Genomic DNA, 15,468 nt, shown 5'->3' with positions numbered 1-15,468 from the left:
CCCTCCGTGTCGAGTCGGTTCACTCTGTTCAATGACCCCGTCCACGGGTTCGTCTCCGTCCCGAAGGGGCTCGTGCTGGAGCTCGTCGAGACGCCGGAGGTCCAGCGGCTCCGGCGGATTCGGCAGTTGGGGCTCGGGTTTCTCGTCTTCCCGGGTGCCGTCCACACGCGGTTCGAGCACGGGATCGGGGCGATGGCGCTCATGGGCGAGGCGCTCGACACGATCCGCGAGAAGGGGACGCTGATGGACGTCGACGAGATCGACGGGGCCCGCGCTGCGGCGTTGTTGCACGACATCGGGCACGGGCCGTTCTCGCACACGCTCGAGCACCAGCTCCTGCGGCCGGGGCCGAGCGGGCGCCGGTTCCACCACGAGCGGATGAGCCGGGCGCTCATGGCCCGGCTCGACCGCCGCCTCGGCGGGCGCCTCGCGATGGCGCTCGCCATCTTCGACGGGACGTACGCGCGGCCGTTTTTCCACAGCCTCGTCGCGAGCCAACTCGACATGGACCGGCTCGACTACCTCCGGCGGGACTCGTTCTACACGGGCGTAGCCGAGGGCGTCGTCGGCGTCGACCGGATCATCAAGACGATGCGGGTGCACAAGGGGCGGATCGTGATCGAGGCCAAGGGCGCCTACGCTGTCGAGAACGTGCTCCTGAGCCGACGGCTGATGTACTGGCAGGTATACCTCCACAAGACGGTCCTCGCCGCCGACCACGTCCTCCGCGCGACGTTCGCGCGGGCCCGCGAACGGTGGGGCACCGACCCGGCCCTGGAACACACAGCCCCCAGCCTCGCCTTCTTCCTCGCCGAGGAGGCCACGGCCGACGACATCGACCCCGACGCCGACCACCACGACGCGCTCCTCGACGCCTACACGGCCCTCGACGACCCCGACGTCCTGTACAGCATCAAGCGCTGGACCGAGTCCCACGACCACGTCCTGGCCGATCTCGCGCGGCGGTTTTTGGATCGCGACCTCTTTCGCACCACACCGCTCGACGCGCCCCCGACGGACGCCCAGGTCGAAGACTGGCGAGCACGGACGGCCGCCTGGCTCGTCGCCGAAGGCCTCTCGTCCCGCGACGACGCCCCCCGCGACGCCGACCTCTACGTGGCCACTGGCACCGCTCGCCTGGCGGCGTACGACGCGGCGAGCGAGAGCATCTGCATCTTGCAGCGCGACGGGACGGTCCGCGAATTGAGTCAGGCCGCGGACGCGCCGACGGCCGGCGCTCTCGAAGCGCGCCGCGAGCGGGCCTACGTGTGCCTCCCCAAGCCGGTCGCCCCGTGACGGCGACCACGTTCCTCGACGAGCACGCGCGGCACGCCCAGCCCGGCCACCCCGAGCGCCCGGCTCGGCTGGAGGCCGTCCGCGACGCCATCGAGGCGGACCCGGCCCTGGCGGCCCTGCCGCGCCTCGACGCCGCGCCGGCCCCACGCAAGGCGCTCGAGCGGATTCACTTCCCCGAGTACCTCGACCTCGTGGAGGCCTTCTGCGAGAGCGGCGGCGGCGACCTCGACATCGACACGTACGCGACGCCGGACTCGTTCGAGGTCGTCCGCCAGTCGGTGGGCAACCTGCTCGCGCTGGTCGACGCCGTGATGGCCGGCGGCGCCGACAACGCGTTCGCCCTCGCCCGGCCGCCGGGCCACCACGCGCGGCCGGCGCAGGCGATGGGGTTCTGCCTGCTCGCCAACGCGGCGATCGCCGCGCGCCACGCCCAGATGGAGCACGGGGCCGACCGCGTGCTCGTGATCGACCTCGACGTCCACCACGGGAACGGAACGCAGGAGTGCTTCTACGACGACCCGTCCGTGCTCTTCGTGTCGTCGCACCAGGCCGAGATCTACCCCGGCACCGGCCGCCTCGAGGAGACCGGCGCCGAGGCGGGCGAGGGCGCCACCGTGAACCTCCCCCTGCCAGCGGGGGCCGGCGACGAGGTCGCGGGGCTCTACCGCGACCTCCTCCCCCCGCTCGCGGCTCGGTTCCGACCCAACCTCGTCGTCCTCTCCTTCGGCGCCGACCCGCACCGCCTCGACCCGTTGGCGGGGCTCAACATGAGCGTCGCCGGGCTCGTCGACACGGTCGGCGTGATCCAAGAGGTCGCCGACGCCGAGGCCGACGGCCGGCTCGTCGTGACGCTCGAAGGGGGCTACCTGCCCGACGTCCTCGCCGCGAGCGTCACCGCCGTGCTCCGGCGCCTCGTCGACCCCACCTCCGTCATCGACGACCCGTTCGGGCCGACGTCTCGCCCCCCGATCGACCTCTCCCCGTTGACGGCCGCCGTCCGCCAACGGCACGGGCTCTAGCGGTGGGGGCGGATTGCAGCCCCGGCCCGCTCCTCACCGGGGCACGCCGAAGACCTGCGTCCAGTACCCCTCGACCTCGGCCGCGCCAATCTCGAAGAACCGCGGGCTGAGCAGCTGGCGGCAGTGGTCCGGGCTCTCGACCCAGTCCTCCAGGACCTCGGGGACCGACCGCTGGTAGCGCGCGATGTTCTCGCCGACGACGCGCCAGTCGTATCCGGCCCGCCGGACGCGCTCGCCGGTGCTGAGCCCGTCGCTGCCGCGGTGCGAGAACCGGTCGTGAGCCGCCATGTCGTCGGAGTGCCGATGGGCCGCGGCCTCCAACCGGGCGTCCCACACGAGCGGCGGGACCGGCGCCATCCACTCGCCGCCACAGGTCGCGCCTTCGGCTCGGAGGTCGTTGACGGCGACCAGCATCTCGTCCCAAGCGTCGGCGTCCGCCTCGGGCGTCACTGGGATGCCGGGCCCCACGGAGTCACAGCCCGCGAGGGCGACGAACGCGGCGAGGAACAGGCAGAGCGGGCGCATGGGGACCGAGGCGTTTGAAGACTCCTCGTCCAGTGCCGCACCGCCTCAATCAGCCACGCCCGTCGGAACGGCTTCCCTCCACCACGGCGCCCTGATCCGCCCTCCGCCTCGACGCCGCGGCGGACCGAGTCGGCCACGGGCCGCTGCGGTCTAGCGCCCGGCGACGAGTTCGGCGTGACTCCCGTCGAGCACGCGGGCCGCGCGGAGGATCGCGTCGGCGGCCCTCCCGAACGTCGCGGGGTCGATCCGGGCTGCGTCGTCCGTCGGCTCGTGGTAGTCGGCGTGGTCCTCGACGCCGAAGTAGACGAACGGGACGCCGAGGCGGTGGAACACGGCGTGGTCGGAGGCGCCGGTCCAGTTGTCCGTCCCCTGCCCAGTGTCGTGACCGAAACGGAGGTCGAGCCCGGCGTCGCGGAGGAGCGCGCCGAGGTGCGGGTAGTGGGCGACCCCAGCGACCCACAGCGGCCCGCGCGAGACCATGTCGAGGTTGACGACGGCGAGGACGGCGCCGAGTGGGACCGGCGGTGCCTCGGCGAGGGCCTGCGCGCCGACGAGGCCCATCTCTTCGGCGTCGAGCGCGGCGACCACGACTGTGTGCTCGGGCGGATCGGCTCGGAACGCCTCGGCGACCGCCAGCAGCGTTGCCACGCCCGAGGCGTTGTCGTCGGCCCCGTTGTAGACCTGGCCGGCGCGGACGCCGAGGTGGTCGAAGTGGGCCGTCACGAGGAGGGCCTGCTGAGGGAAGACGGTCCCCGAAATCTGCCCGACGACGTTGACGCCCTCGCCTCCCTGGGGGAGCACGACGGGCTGGCGGAACTGTCCTTCGAACGCGCCCTCGAGCCCGACCTCTCGGAACCGTCGCTCGACGTAGTCGGCCGCGCGGTAGCCGCCCTCGGTCCCGGCACGGCGTCCCTCGTACGCGTCATCCGCCAGTGCCGTCACGTCGGCCATCAACTGGCCAGCGTCGACGAGGAGCGGCGCGGCTGGAGCCGCGGGCGTCTCGACGACGGGCCACGGGGCGTTCGTCTGGCACCCGACGAGGAGGACCGCGAGACCGAGGACGAGCCGGGACCCGCTCACTCGACCACGAGCGGCACGCGGAACGCCCTCCGCGTCGGCGGCAGGCAGATCTGGTCGTCGCAGACGGCGAAGCGGACGGCCCCGGCCACCTCGTGCGTCCCGGCCGCGACGCCCTCGCCCACGTGGAGCCGCTGGACCACGCGGCCCGTCCCGGCGAAGTACGGGTACTTCGATTCGAATACCGCATCGTAGCCCTCACGCGCCTCGGCCTGGGCCACCCGCCCGGCCCGAACCCCCGACGGCAGCGCGTCGAACGCGATCGTCAGGGGGATGCCGACGGGCGAGTCGAGCGCGTAGAGCCGCCACCCGGGCGCGATCGTGGCGTCCAGCACGACGCGGGCCTCGGCACCCGGCGCCGTCCGGTCGGCGCGGACGCGCCACTCGACCAGGTCGCTCGCCCGCGGTTGGGCGACGGCCGGGAGTGCGGCGACGCTGAGAAGTAGGATCAGGACTCGGTACATGCGACGGCGAACGAGACGGGGCGGGAAAAAGTACCGGCAACGCGAGACGTCCACCGCCGCTTCTCGTCCCGAACGCCCCTTTAGATGACCTCCCCACGTGCGAGCGCCCCGCCGACCGGAGAAGCCGACGGGGCGCGAGCCCGGCCAGTCGAACGTCGGAGACCAGCCCCTGGTCGGTCAGAGCCTCATGAACGAGATCGCGACGGCCACCAGGCCGAGGACAACGAGGACGACAAAGAAGACGAGCCCCATCATGTCGCCGCGGCGCGGCGACGGGGTCGTGGGGTGGACGGCGGGCGTGCTGCCGACGAGAGTTGCCAAGGGTGTGGGGGCAGGGTGGGCGGTGGCTGACGGACGGCCGCTCGCGACAGGCCCACCTCTCCTCTCGCAAACGTGGGACCATCCGCGCGCTATGTACGCCGTCCGGACCCGTCGCCCCCGCGCCCCGCGAAATTCATCGATCGCCCCGGCAGGCCTCCCCAAACGGAACGCGCCCCGCCGGCCGAACTGGCCAGCGGAGCGCGAAGCGGAGGGGGTGGGATTCGAACCCACGGTACCCGTGAGGGCACAACGGTTTTCGAGACCGCCCCATTCGACCACTCTGGCACCCCTCCGTGGGGGCGGCCAATCTACACACCGCCCCAAGCGGCGTCCGGCGCGTCGAGTGAAGAGTCCCGGAACGCGAGGCCGCCCGCCTCGGCGCCGAGGCGGGCCTACTCGGCCACGAGCGGGGCGACCTCCAGCGTCACGTAGCGCGGCCGGACGTCGCCGACGGCGTCGCCGAGCTCGTAGCTCACGAACCGGACCTTCGCGGCCGTCCCGTCGGCGCGGCGGATCACGAGCGTGCGGTCGGCGAGCGGCTCGACGCCGTTGTCGGCGTAGAGGTACCAGCCGTTGCCCGAGCCGTGGCACACGACGCGCGCGGCGCCACGCGGGCACTCGCCTGCGCCGTCGGCCACCACGTCGCTGGGAACGCCGAGGACCGACTCGAAGGGCTCGGCGACGAGCGCGCCCTCGATCCCGCCTGGGCCGCTGGCCCCGCCGTTGAGAATGACCTCCGTGCCGCGGAGACCGAGGTCCCAGGCCGCCGACGCCGAGTCGGCGCGCGTCGCGGCGTCGTAGGGGACGACGACGGAGCCGTCGCGAAGCGAGAGGAGCGTGAACGGGCCGTCGGCGGTGCCCATGCCGGCGGAGACGGTGGGGACGTCCTCGATGAGGAGGGCGTCCTGCGAGGCGGCCGGGAGGACAGCGAAGAGGGCGGCGAGCGCGAGAAGGCGGGTCATGGGACGGCGGTGGGATCGACCGTCAACCTCACTACTCCCGCCCCGCTCCGGTCGAACGACTGGCGAAAGGGACGGGAAAACGCCGCGGCTACATCGTGCCGACCCAGACGGAACGCGTCGTCGTGTTCGGCGGCACGCCCTGGCCCAGCGACCGGCCGCGGCGCCAGAGCTGGGTCTCGACGTGCCCCGGCTTGGCCGACGGCCGCCGCGCGAGGTTGAGCGCGGCGGCGCCCGTCACGTGGGGCGCGGCCATCGACGTCCCGTCCAGCCGGGCGTACCGCCCGCCGTCAGCGCCGGAGACGACGCGGACGCCCGGCGCCAGGAGGTCCACGACCGGGCCGTGGTTCGAGAACTCCGACGCGAACTGCCACCGCGAGTCGTAGGCCCCGACGGTAATCACCTCGGGCACTCGCGCCGGAGACACGTAGGCCGCGTTCACGCCGTCGTTGCCGGCCGAGACGACGTACACGACGCCCGCCCGGATCGATGTCTGGATGGCCCGGTCGAGCGCGTTGAGCTCCGTCGTGCTGGTCGCTGCCCCGAGGCTCAGGTTGACGACAATCGGAGCCGCGGGGTTGGCCCGCTTCGCCGCCGTGACGTGGTCCACCGCCCGCATGACCTGACTCATCGAGGTCGTCCCCGACGCGTCGAACACGTCCAGCGAGTGGATCCGGACGCCGGGCGCCACGCCGACCATCCCGCCCTCGTCGTCGGTCCCGCCAATGATGCCGGCCACGTGGTTGCCGTGCGTCGTCGGGCCCGCCTCGGCGCCCTCGTCGAGGAAGGACACGCTCTCGACGACGTTCACGTCCGGATGGTCGACGCCCGAGTCGATCACGTACACGTCGACGTCGACCGTCCCGGCGCCGTCGCCCGAGGCGGTCGAGGAAAGGTGGCCGCGGACCTGGCGGACGCTCCACGGCAGCATCTGGCCCTCGAACTCTCCCGGCATGGTCGTCTGCGCGATCAGGACGTCGCTCTCGCGTCCGGTGTACCGGTCGCTGAGGGGGACGTACGTACCCGGGAAGGCCTCCAGCGGAATGCGGAGGTCGACCTCGACGTCGATCACGAGCGGGTTGAGCCCGAGGATGCCGAGGATCGTGTTGAGGTCGACCAGCGACAGTTGGATCGCGACGCCGGGGTTCGTCTCCTGGACGTAGCCCCGTCGGCGGACGTCGTGGCCGTCGAACATCGCGTCGGACTCGGCCTCGGGATCGGTGCCCGGGGCGAAGCTCACGAAGAGGTCGATCGACCCGAGCGGGTCCAGGCCCTCCGCCGCAGCGAGCACCTCGGACTGCCAGTCGTGGGCTGAGGACGCCGCCAGCCCGGCGGAGCCGGTATCGGTCAGGCTGTCGCAGCCGGCGACGGCGACGAGGGCGATCGCGAGAGCGACGAGGGTGCGAGAACGAGTCGTCATCAGGTGCCAGGGGACGATCAGGGAAACTAAAACCCAGCGGCCGCGCCGTGAAGCCATGCGACGTGACGGGTCTCGGCACCCCCCTATGATCGACCGTCCCACGGGTCGTTTTACCTGACGATCCCCTTTGGAACGCCCATTTTCCCCGATCCGCAATCCGCGTAGGATCCGGCTCGGTACCGTCGTCCGCGTTTGTCCTACGCGCCTCTCTCCCCGATCTCGGGGTACGTTTGCCTCGTGTCGATGGCCCGTCTCAGTTTACTCTGCGCGATCGGGGCGCTCGTAGCGAGCGTCGTCTGGCCCGGTCTGACCGTGGCCCAGTCCACGGCGGCTGGGCTCCCTACCGGTCGTCCCGAGCAGGCGGCGCTCGACCCGCGGCTCGCGCTCACCCAGCTTCACGCCGAAGCGTGGGGCGCCGAGGAGGGTCTGCCTCAGAGCCGCGTCGAAGCCATCGCGCGGACGGCCGACGGGCACCTCTGGTTCGGGACCCAGGAGGGCCTCGCCCGCTTCGACGGCGTGACGTTCACGGTCGTCGGCCGCGGGCGAGGCGGGCTCCCCGACGGCGACGTCCGAGCCCTCGCCCCCTCAGCCGATGGAGGGCTCTGGGTCGGCACGCGTCGCGGCGGGCTCGCCCACGTCGACCGCGACCTCCGCGTGCGGACGTTCGACACGGACGCCGGCCTCCCGAGCCCGGCCGTAGCCGCCCTCGCCGTGGCCCCCGACGGTGCCGTCTGGGCCGGCACGTTCGATGGGCTCTGCCAGTTGGCGCCCGGCGCCGACCGGTTCCAGTGCCTGGGCGAGGACGACGGCCTGCCGACGGCCTACGTCCGCACCCTCCTCCTCGGGCGAGGCGGCCTCTGGGTCGGGACGCGAGGCGGCCTGGCGCGCGTTGCGAACGGACGCGTCGAGGCGTTCGACGGCCTCGGGGGGGCGGCGGCGGAACCCGTCGGCGCGCTCGCAGAAGACGCACGGGGCGGTCTCTGGATCGGACCCCTCAGCGACCACCCGCTCGGCTACCTCCACAGCGGGACGCTCCGCGCGCGGCCCGAGGCGGAAGCGGCGGCCGGCGTGCCCACCGAGGCGCTCCTGCTCGACGACGCCGGCAGCCTGTGGATCGGGACGGACGGCGGCGGCCTCCTTCGCGCCCGCGGCGACCAGGTCGAGACGATCGCCGAGGCCGCCGGGGCCGACCTCGGCACGGTCCTCGCCCTGCTCCAGGACCCGGAGGGCAGCCTCTGGATCGGGACCGGCGGCGGCGGCCTCGCGCGCCTCCGGACGGCCAAGTTCACGCCCGTGACCTCTCGCGAAGGCCTCCCCGCCGACCGCGCCTACGCCGTCGCGGCCGACCCCGACCGCGGCGTCTGGGTCGGGACGACGGGCGGGCTCGCGCACGTCGTCGGCGGGCGCGTCGTGCAGACGGTCACCTCGGCGGACGGGTTGCCCGGCGACGACGTCTCGGCGGTCTACGCCACCCGCGACGGGACAGTTTGGGCGGGCGTGGAGGGCGCCGGGCTGTGCCGCGTCGTCGGCGGGCGCGTGGCCGGGTGTGTGACCGAGGGCGCGGGCCTCCCCGACCCCTACGTCATCGCGCTCGAGGAGGACGACGCCGGGACGCTCTGGGTCGGGACCGCCACCGGAGCCGGGCGGTGGGCCGACGGGGCCGTCGTGCCCCTCGACGCGCCCGGCGCGCCGGAGGCGCCCGTGACGGCGCTCGGCGCCGCGGACGGCGTGCTCTGGATCGGGACCTACGGCGCCGGCCTCCACCGGTACGACGGGCGCGCGGTCGAGGCCGTCGCGGGGACCGAATCCGACAACGCGCTCTCCATCCTCCCACGCCCCGACGGCGTGTGGGTCGGCACCGATGGGTCGGGGCTCCTCCACGTCGCCGACGGTGCGGTCCACCGGCTCACGACGGCGGAGGGCGTCCCCTCGCAGATCATCCCGCAGGTCCTCGACGACGGCCAGGGCCGGATCTGGCTGACGTCGAACCGCGGCGTGTCCGTCGCCCCGGCCGACGCGCTCGCCGAGGCGGCCCGGACGGGCGCGCCGGTCCGCATGACGCTCTACGGGCGGGCCGACGGGCTCCCGAGCGCCGAAGCCAACGGCGGGAGCCAGCCGGCCGGTGCCCGCGCCGCCGACGGGGCCCTCTACGTGCCGACGAACGGCGGCGTGGCCGTCATCGACCCGAGCCGGATCCGGACGAACGAGGTCGCGCCCCCCGTCGTCGTGGAGCGGCTGCGCGTGGACGGCGACCCGGTCCGCCTCGGGGGCGGCGCGGTCACGGTCGGGCCCGGGGTCTCTCAGTTCGAGATCGCCTACGCCGGGCTCAGCTTCGTCACCCCGACGCGCGTCCGACACCGGTACCGGCTCGACGGGCACGACGAGGAGTGGACCGAGGCGGGCGCTCGCCGCCAGGCCTTCTACAACGACCTCCCGCCCGGCGACTACGTCTTCCGCGTCCGAGCGGCCAACGCCGACGGCGTGTGGAGCGACACCGACGCCACGGTCGCGTTCACGCTCCGGCCGCACGTGTGGCAGACCGGCTGGTTCGCCGCGCTCTGCCTCCTCGCGGGCGTCGGCCTCGCGTTCGCCGGCTACAAGGCGCGGACGGCCCAACTCCGCGCCCGCGCCGAGCACCTCGAGGGCGTCGTCGCCGAGCGAACGCGCGAGCTGGCCGACGAGAAGGCCCGCGTGGAGAGCCTCAACGGGCAGCTCTCGACCTTCAACACGCGGCTCCAGAAGTACTTCCCCAAGAAGGTCGCCGAGCGGATTCTGCGCCAGGAGAGCGACGTCCGCGTCGAGGCCGAGCGGCGGCCGGTGACCGTCGTGTTCACCGACCTCGCCGGGTTTACCCGGCTCTCGGAGGCCACGCCGCCCGGACGCGTGACGGCCCTCCTCAACGAGTACCTCAACGAGATGGTCGCCCTCATCGACACGCACGGGGGCACGCTCGACAAGTTCATGGGCGACGGGATCATGGTCCTCTTCGGTGCGGCCGACCCGATGCCGCCCGACGAGCAGGCCCGCCGCGCCGTCGCGATGGCCGTCGAGATGCAGCGGGCGATGGCGCGGCTGCGCCGCTCGTGGGAGGCCGGCGGGCTGGGCCACCGCGTCGACCTCCGCATCGGGATCCACCAGTCGGAGGTCACGGTCGGCAACTTCGGGTCGGACGAACTGGTCGAGTTCACGGCCATCGGGCGGGGCGTTAACCTCGCGGCCCGGCTGGAGAGCGCGTGCGCCCCCGGCGGCGTCCTCGTGTCGGAGGCCGTCCACGCCCTCACGGTGAGTGACGTCACGTTCGCCCCCCCGCGCGAGCTCCGGCTCAAGGGGATCGACGCGCCCGTAGCCGGCTACCCGGTCGAACTCGACGCGACCGCCGCCACGGCCTGACTCCCTCGGCCTCGGGGCCGGGGCGAGCCGACCCGAGATGAGTGAGCACGACGGGGGTCGAGGAGTCCCCCCACCCCATCCGAGGAGGGGGGACGTCGGGTGTCGCGTGGGTGCGTCCGCCTCGACGCCGAGGCGGGGGGAGTCAGCCGAGGAGCTGGCGGACCTCGTCGGCCGCGGCCGCGAGGGCGTCGGCGAGGCCGGCGGGGTTCTTGCCGCCGGCGGTCGCGAGCGTGGGCCGGCCGCCGCCGCCGCCGCCGACGCGCTTGGCGAGGGCGCCGACGAGCGTGCCGGCCTGGACGCCCTGCGCCACGAGGTCGTCGGTGACGGACGCGGCGAGGGTCGCCTTGCCGGCCTCGGCCGCGCCGAACACGGCGACGCCGCCGCCGCCCGAGGCCGTCATCCGGTTCCGGGCCGTCTCGGCGAGGTCGCGGAGCGTGTCCATGTCGGCGCCCGGGATGACGCCCGTCGCCACGCGCGCGTCGCCGACCTGCTCGGCGTCGGCGAGGAACTGGTCGAGCCCGGCGGCGGCCTGCTGGCGGCGGAGGTCGGCGAGCTCGCCCTGGAGCGCCTTGACCTCGTCCTGCAGCCCGCCGACGGCGGCGGGCAGCCCGTCCGGGAGCTGGTTGAACGCGCCGCGCGTGGCCTCCAGCTCGCCCAGCTCGGCGTCGAGCCACGCGAGCGCCGCCTCGCCGGCCACGGCCTCGACGCGCCGGACGCCCGAGGCGACCGAGCCCTCCGACGTCAGCTTGAACAGGCCGATCTCGCCGGTCGACGCGACGTGCGTGCCGCCGCAGAGCTCGACCGAGACGTCGGGGCCGAACGTGATGACGCGGACGCGCTCGCCGTACTTCTCGCCGAACAGGGCCATCGCGCCACGCGCGCGGGCTTCGTCGAGCGGGACGTCGCGGGCCTCGTCCTTCGGGATGTTGCGGAGGACGAGCGCGTTGACGCGGTCCTCGACCGTCCGCCGCTCCTCGTCGGTGAGCCGCTCGAAGTGGGAAAAGTCGAACCGGAGCCGGTCGGGCGCGACGAGCGAGCCCTTCTGCTGGACGTGCGTCCCGAGCGTCTCGCGGAGCGCGGCGTGGAGGAGGTGCGTCGCCGTGTGGTGGCGCATGATCCGCTGGCGCCGGTCGGCGTCGACGGCCGCCATCACGTCGAGGTCGACCGCCTCGGGCAGCCGCTCGACGAGGTGGACGATCTCGCCGTCGGCGCCCTTGACCGTGTCGAGGACCGCGATCTCGTCGTCGCCGACGGTGAGCGTGCCGGTGTCGCCGATCTGGCCGCCGGACTCGGCGTAGAACGGGGTCTGGTCGAGGACGAGCTCGTGGCGGGCGTCCTCGCCCTCCCCCACCGTCCGCGTCTTGAGGACGCGGGCGCCCTCGACCGTGAGCCGGTCGTAGCCGACGAACGCGACCTCCTTCGGCGTGTCGGCCGTGGCGTCCCACAGGTCGACTTCTTCCGTCTCGCCCATCGCGAAGCCGGCGGCGGCACGGGCTCGCTCGCGCTGCTCCGTCATCAGTTCGGTGAACCGCTTCTCGTCGACCGTCAGCCCGCGCTCGCGCGCCATCACCGCCGTGAGGTCGATGGGGAAGCCGTACGTGTCGTGGAGGAGGAAAGCTATATCACCGGAGAATACCCCATCGACTGCGCTTCGAATGAAGTGCTCTTCTGCTTCCTCCAGAGCCTCACCGGTGCGTCTCAACTCAACCTCAATGGCTGAAACCGCCGGGATATCTGGGACAAGATCCCAGCTGAACCCTTGCCCCTCAGCGGGCCGCCTCATGCTCTCCGACTCAGCGTTCTCTGGATTCTCGTGATAGTACTCGGCGACCTTGGCGGCGCGGTCGAACATCTCTATTCCCTCCACCAAGGTCTTAAAGAACGCTGTCTCCTCCGCCGTGATGATCTTCGCCGCCGTCGACTGGCTCTCGACGAGCTCCGGGAACGCCTCGCCCATCTCGTCCGCCAGCGCGGGGAGGAGCGACGCCAGGAACGGCTCGCGGAGGCCGAGGGCCTGGTAGCCGTAGCGGACGGCCCGACGGAGGATCCGCCGGAGGACGTAGCCGCGGCCCGTGTTGCCCGGCAGCGCCCCGTCGGCGATCGCGACGGCCAGCGTCCGGACGTGGTCGGCCACGACGCGCATCGCCACGCGGACCCGCTTGCCCTCCTCGTCCGCCTCGTCGTAGCGGTCGTACGGCTTGAGGTCGGCGCGCTCCGAGATCGCCGCCAGGAGCGGCGCGAACAGGTCCGTGTCGTAGTTCGAGCGCTTGCCCTGGAGCACGGCGCACATCCGCTCGAAGCCCATCCCCGTGTCGATGTGCTTCGCGTCGAGCGGCGTGAGCGTGATGAGGCCCTCGTCCTCGCCCTCCGCGTCGACGGCCTTGGCGGCGTCGAACTGGATGAACACGAGGTTCCAGATCTCCATGACCCGCGGGTCGTCGCCGTTGACGAGCGTGTGGCCCGGCGTGATAGCACGGGCGTGGTCGTCGCGGAGGTCGACGTGGATCTCGGAGCACGGGCCACATGGCCCGGTCTCGCCCATCATCCAGAAGTTGTCCTTCGACGGCTGGTAGAGGACGTGGGCCGGCGCGATGCCCGTCTCGCTGGCCCACAGCGCGGCGGCCTCCTCGTCGGGACCGAGGCCGAGCACCTCGTCGCCCTCGTGGACCGTGACGTAGAGCCGCTCCGGGTCGAGGCCCCAGCGGTCCACCAGCAGCTCCCAGGCCCACGCGATCGCCTCCTTCTTGAAGTAGTCCCCGAAGCTCCAGTTGCCGAGCATCTCGAAGAACGTGTGGTGGTACGTGTCGAGCCCGACCTCGTCGAGGTCGTTGTGCTTGCCACTCACCCGGAGGCACTTCTGCGTGTCGGCCGCGCGGTCGTACGGGCGCGAGCCCGTGCCCAGGAACACGTCCTTGAACGGGTTCATCCCCGCGTTGATGAACAGGAGCGTCGGGTCGTTCTGGGGAACGATCGGCGCGCTCGGGACGATCTCGTGGCCCTTCTCGCGGAAAAAGTCGAGGAAGGCCTGGCGGGTCTCGTTCGCGGTCTGGGGGCGGTGGGGCATGGGCACGGAAGACACGGAGGGTTCAGAAGCTACCGAGCCCGCCCGACCGCCGATCCGCCGTGCCGATGGGCTTTCCGCGCAATCCGGTCCCCCCGCCCGCCTCGGTCGCACTCCCGAGGCGGGCGGAGTCTTCCCTCAACGCTTGTCACCCTAAGCAGACCGAAGGATCTCGTCCGACTCGGCCGGATCCCTCGTCGTGAGCGAAACGCGATCGGACACGAGATTCTTCGTCGCCCTGCTCCTCAGGATGACACGGGGTGAGGGCAGTGGCAACCGGCGAACCCGCCGCGGCCGTCCCGCGTCCCCCTCTCCCCCTCCCGCTCGCCCATGCAGGCCGACACGCTCTTCTCCGGCTCCGTCGTGCGCGACACCGTCGTCACCACGGCCGAGGCGATCGCCGAGGCGGACACGGTGGCGCCCGGCTTCGCCGAGGCGACGGGGCAGGCCGTCGGGACGGTCCAGGGCTACGCGAACGCCGTCGTGGCCGCCCTGCCGGCGCTGGCGGTGGCCGTCGTCGTCTTCCTCGTGCTGTGGCTGGTGGCGCGAGGCGTCCGCGGGATCATCCACCGCGTGACGCCGGGGCCCGTCGACTCGCCCATCGGGATCGTGCTCGGGCGGCTGGCGACGGCCGGGCTCCTGTTCCTCGGCCTCCTGATCGGGCTCGTCCTGGTCTTCCCCGGCTTCACGATCGCCGGGCTCGTCGGCGCGCTCGGCGTGAGCGGGCTCGTCCTCGGGTTCGCGTTCCAGGACATCTTCCAGAACCTCCTGGCGGGCGTGCTCCTGCTCCTCCGCCAGCCGTTCCAGGCCGGCGACGAGATCGTGTCGGGGGACTACGTCGGGACCGTCGAGTCGATCGAGACGCGGGCCACGTTCATCCGGACCTACGACGGCCGCCGGGTCATCATCCCGAACAGCCAGATCTACTCGGAGCCCGTCCAGGTCATCACGGCCTACAACCTGCTCCGGAGCGAGTACGACGTCGGGATCGGCTACGGCGACGACATCGGGAAGGCGAAGCAGATCGCGCTCGACGTGCTCCGCGGCGCCGAGGGCGTCCTGGAGGACCCCGCGCCGGACGTGCTCACGTGGGACCTCGCCGGCTCGTCGGTCAACCTCCGGATCCGCTGGTGGACCCACCCCAAGCGCTCGAACGTCGTCGCCGTCCGCGACCGCGTGCTGGGCCGGATCACGGAGGCCATGGCCGAGGGCGCCATCGACCTCCCGTTCCCGACGCAGGTGGTGCTGTTCCACGACCAGACGGAGGAGACCGACGGCGACCGGACGCGCCAGCGCGAGGGGTGGCCGGCCGGCTCGAACCCGCCGCGCCCGGCCCGTCTCGCCGACGCCGAGCGCCGCGGTGACGGCGCCTCCAGCCCCCCTCCCACCCCGCCGGACGTCGGCTGAGCCCGACCGTGCCGGACGGCGACCGCCTACCCCGACCGTCGCCGCCGGTCCCGGCGCCACATCGCGAGCGCGATCCACGCCAAGAACAGCTCGACCGGCGGTGGCAGGTCCACGTCGAACGCGCCGCGCGCGCCGCGCCCCTCCCGAACGACCTCGCCGACGACCTCGCCCCCGTCGGTGAGGACGAACCGCCCCGTCGCGAGCACCCCGGCGGAGACGAACGCCAGCGGCGCGCCCCGGTCCCCGAGGCGGACATCGACGGCGTACTGGAACGCGCGCTTGTCGGCACGGGCGACGCGCAGCCGTCCCGCCTTGAGGAGGAAGTGGCGCCCGACGAGCTGGTTGGCCATCGTGAACCGGTCGCCGTCGAGCACGGCCGTCGCCTTTTCGCGGAAACGGCGCAGGCGCAACTGGCCCACGGGCTCGCCGTCGAGGGCGACGGCGTACGACGTGGAGAACGCGCCTTTGGGCGTGACGGTCAGCATGGGCGAGCCGGGAGCGGTCCCCCGTCCCTGCGCAAACCGACGGC

General features: G+C 72.9%; 12 protein-coding genes and 1 tRNA gene. 4 read left to right on the top strand and 9 right to left on the bottom strand.

The features are described 5' to 3' along the window. The first annotated feature begins 6 nt into the window (after positions 1–6). Positions 7–1,296, top strand: coding sequence for an HD domain-containing protein (locus tag BSZ37_RS10120; protein WP_095510434.1), 1,290 nt, complete (start codon positions 7–9; stop codon positions 1,294–1,296). Continuing rightward, positions 1,293–2,315 (top strand): histone deacetylase family protein, encoded by a 1,023-nt coding sequence (locus BSZ37_RS10115; protein ID WP_179299561.1) that lies wholly within the window; start codon positions 1,293–1,295, stop codon positions 2,313–2,315. Before BSZ37_RS10120 ends, BSZ37_RS10115 begins: the two co-directional genes overlap by 4 nt. 33 nt (positions 2,316–2,348) lie before the next feature. On the opposite strand, the gene BSZ37_RS10110 is transcribed toward BSZ37_RS10115, so the two are convergent. The 7 genes from BSZ37_RS10110 to BSZ37_RS10085 all read right to left on the bottom strand — a co-directional run bounded on the left by BSZ37_RS10110 (position 2,349) and on the right by BSZ37_RS10085 (position 7,081). Then, positions 2,349–2,840, bottom strand: a complete 492-nt coding sequence (locus BSZ37_RS10110) for a CAP domain-containing protein (protein ID WP_095510433.1) — start codon at positions 2,838–2,840, stop codon at positions 2,349–2,351. Positions 2,841–2,990: 150 nt separating this feature from the next. Beyond that, positions 2,991–3,920, bottom strand: a complete 930-nt coding sequence (locus BSZ37_RS10105) for a M20/M25/M40 family metallo-hydrolase (RefSeq protein ID WP_095510432.1) — start codon at positions 3,918–3,920, stop codon at positions 2,991–2,993. Beyond that, positions 3,917–4,381: a protein-disulfide reductase DsbD domain-containing protein gene (locus BSZ37_RS10100; RefSeq protein WP_095510431.1), complete on the bottom strand. Its 465-nt coding sequence runs from the start codon at positions 4,379–4,381 to the stop codon at positions 3,917–3,919. The genes BSZ37_RS10105 and BSZ37_RS10100 overlap by 4 nt, the downstream gene beginning before the upstream one ends. Before the next feature lie 177 nt (positions 4,382–4,558). Further along, entirely contained in the window at positions 4,559–4,702 is a 144-nt protein-coding gene (locus BSZ37_RS21985; protein WP_179299560.1) for a hypothetical protein, read from the bottom strand. 206 nt (positions 4,703–4,908) lie between these two features. Further along, positions 4,909–4,995, bottom strand: a tRNA-Ser gene (locus BSZ37_RS10095). A gap of 99 nt (positions 4,996–5,094) precedes the next feature. Continuing rightward, positions 5,095–5,664, bottom strand: coding sequence for an HmuY family protein (locus BSZ37_RS10090; RefSeq protein WP_095510430.1), 570 nt, complete (start codon positions 5,662–5,664; stop codon positions 5,095–5,097). 88 nt (positions 5,665–5,752) lie between these two features. Then, the gene (locus BSZ37_RS10085) at positions 5,753–7,081 is read right to left on the bottom strand and encodes a S8 family serine peptidase (RefSeq protein WP_095510429.1); all 1,329 of its coding nucleotides are present in this window, start codon (positions 7,079–7,081) and stop codon (positions 5,753–5,755) included. A gap of 192 nt (positions 7,082–7,273) precedes the next feature. Here BSZ37_RS10085 and BSZ37_RS10080 point away from each other — a divergent pair, with 192 nt between their 5' ends. Then, a complete protein-coding gene (locus BSZ37_RS10080) occupies positions 7,274–10,471 on the top strand; it encodes a two-component regulator propeller domain-containing protein (protein ID WP_143537620.1) in 3,198 nt (1,065 codons plus the stop codon). Positions 10,472–10,613: 142 nt separating this feature from the next. Here BSZ37_RS10080 and alaS read toward each other — a convergent pair whose 3' ends face one another. After that, positions 10,614–13,550 (bottom strand): alanine--tRNA ligase, encoded by a 2,937-nt coding sequence (gene alaS / locus BSZ37_RS10075; protein ID WP_179299559.1) that lies wholly within the window; start codon positions 13,548–13,550, stop codon positions 10,614–10,616. Between the two features lie 312 nt (positions 13,551–13,862). Between alaS and BSZ37_RS10070 the strand changes: the two genes are divergently transcribed. Further along, positions 13,863–14,939, top strand: coding sequence for a mechanosensitive ion channel family protein (locus tag BSZ37_RS10070; RefSeq protein ID WP_095510426.1), 1,077 nt, complete (start codon positions 13,863–13,865; stop codon positions 14,937–14,939). A 26-nt stretch (positions 14,940–14,965) separates the two neighbouring features. Here BSZ37_RS10070 and BSZ37_RS10065 read toward each other — a convergent pair whose 3' ends face one another. Then, positions 14,966–15,424, bottom strand: coding sequence for a hypothetical protein (locus BSZ37_RS10065; protein WP_095510425.1), 459 nt, complete (start codon positions 15,422–15,424; stop codon positions 14,966–14,968). Positions 15,425–15,468 lie beyond the last annotated feature (44 nt).

This window comes from Rubrivirga marina (assembly GCF_002283365.1).
Lineage (GTDB): Bacteria > Bacteroidota > Rhodothermia > Rhodothermales > Rubricoccaceae > Rubrivirga > Rubrivirga marina.
Note: the sequence above shows the minus strand (reverse complement) of the source record. Positions and strands in the feature narration are given on the sequence as shown.

Bases quoted from the DNA above. Each gene is read 5' to 3' on its own strand.
- BSZ37_RS10100 (WP_095510431.1), bottom strand. From the start codon at position 4,381: ATGTACCGAGTCCTGATCCTACTTCTCAGCGTCGCCGCACTCCCGGCC.
- BSZ37_RS10090 (WP_095510430.1), bottom strand. From the start codon at position 5,664: ATGACCCGCCTTCTCGCGCTCGCCGCCCTCTTCGCTGTCCTCCCGGCC.
- BSZ37_RS10065 (WP_095510425.1), bottom strand. From the start codon at position 15,424: ATGCTGACCGTCACGCCCAAAGGCGCGTTCTCCACGTCGTACGCCGTC.
- BSZ37_RS10085 (WP_095510429.1), bottom strand. From the start codon at position 7,081: ATGACGACTCGTTCTCGCACCCTCGTCGCTCTCGCGATCGCCCTCGTC.
- BSZ37_RS10070 (WP_095510426.1), top strand. From the start codon at position 13,863: ATGCAGGCCGACACGCTCTTCTCCGGCTCCGTCGTGCGCGACACCGTC.
- BSZ37_RS10110 (WP_095510433.1), bottom strand. From the start codon at position 2,840: ATGCGCCCGCTCTGCCTGTTCCTCGCCGCGTTCGTCGCCCTCGCGGGC.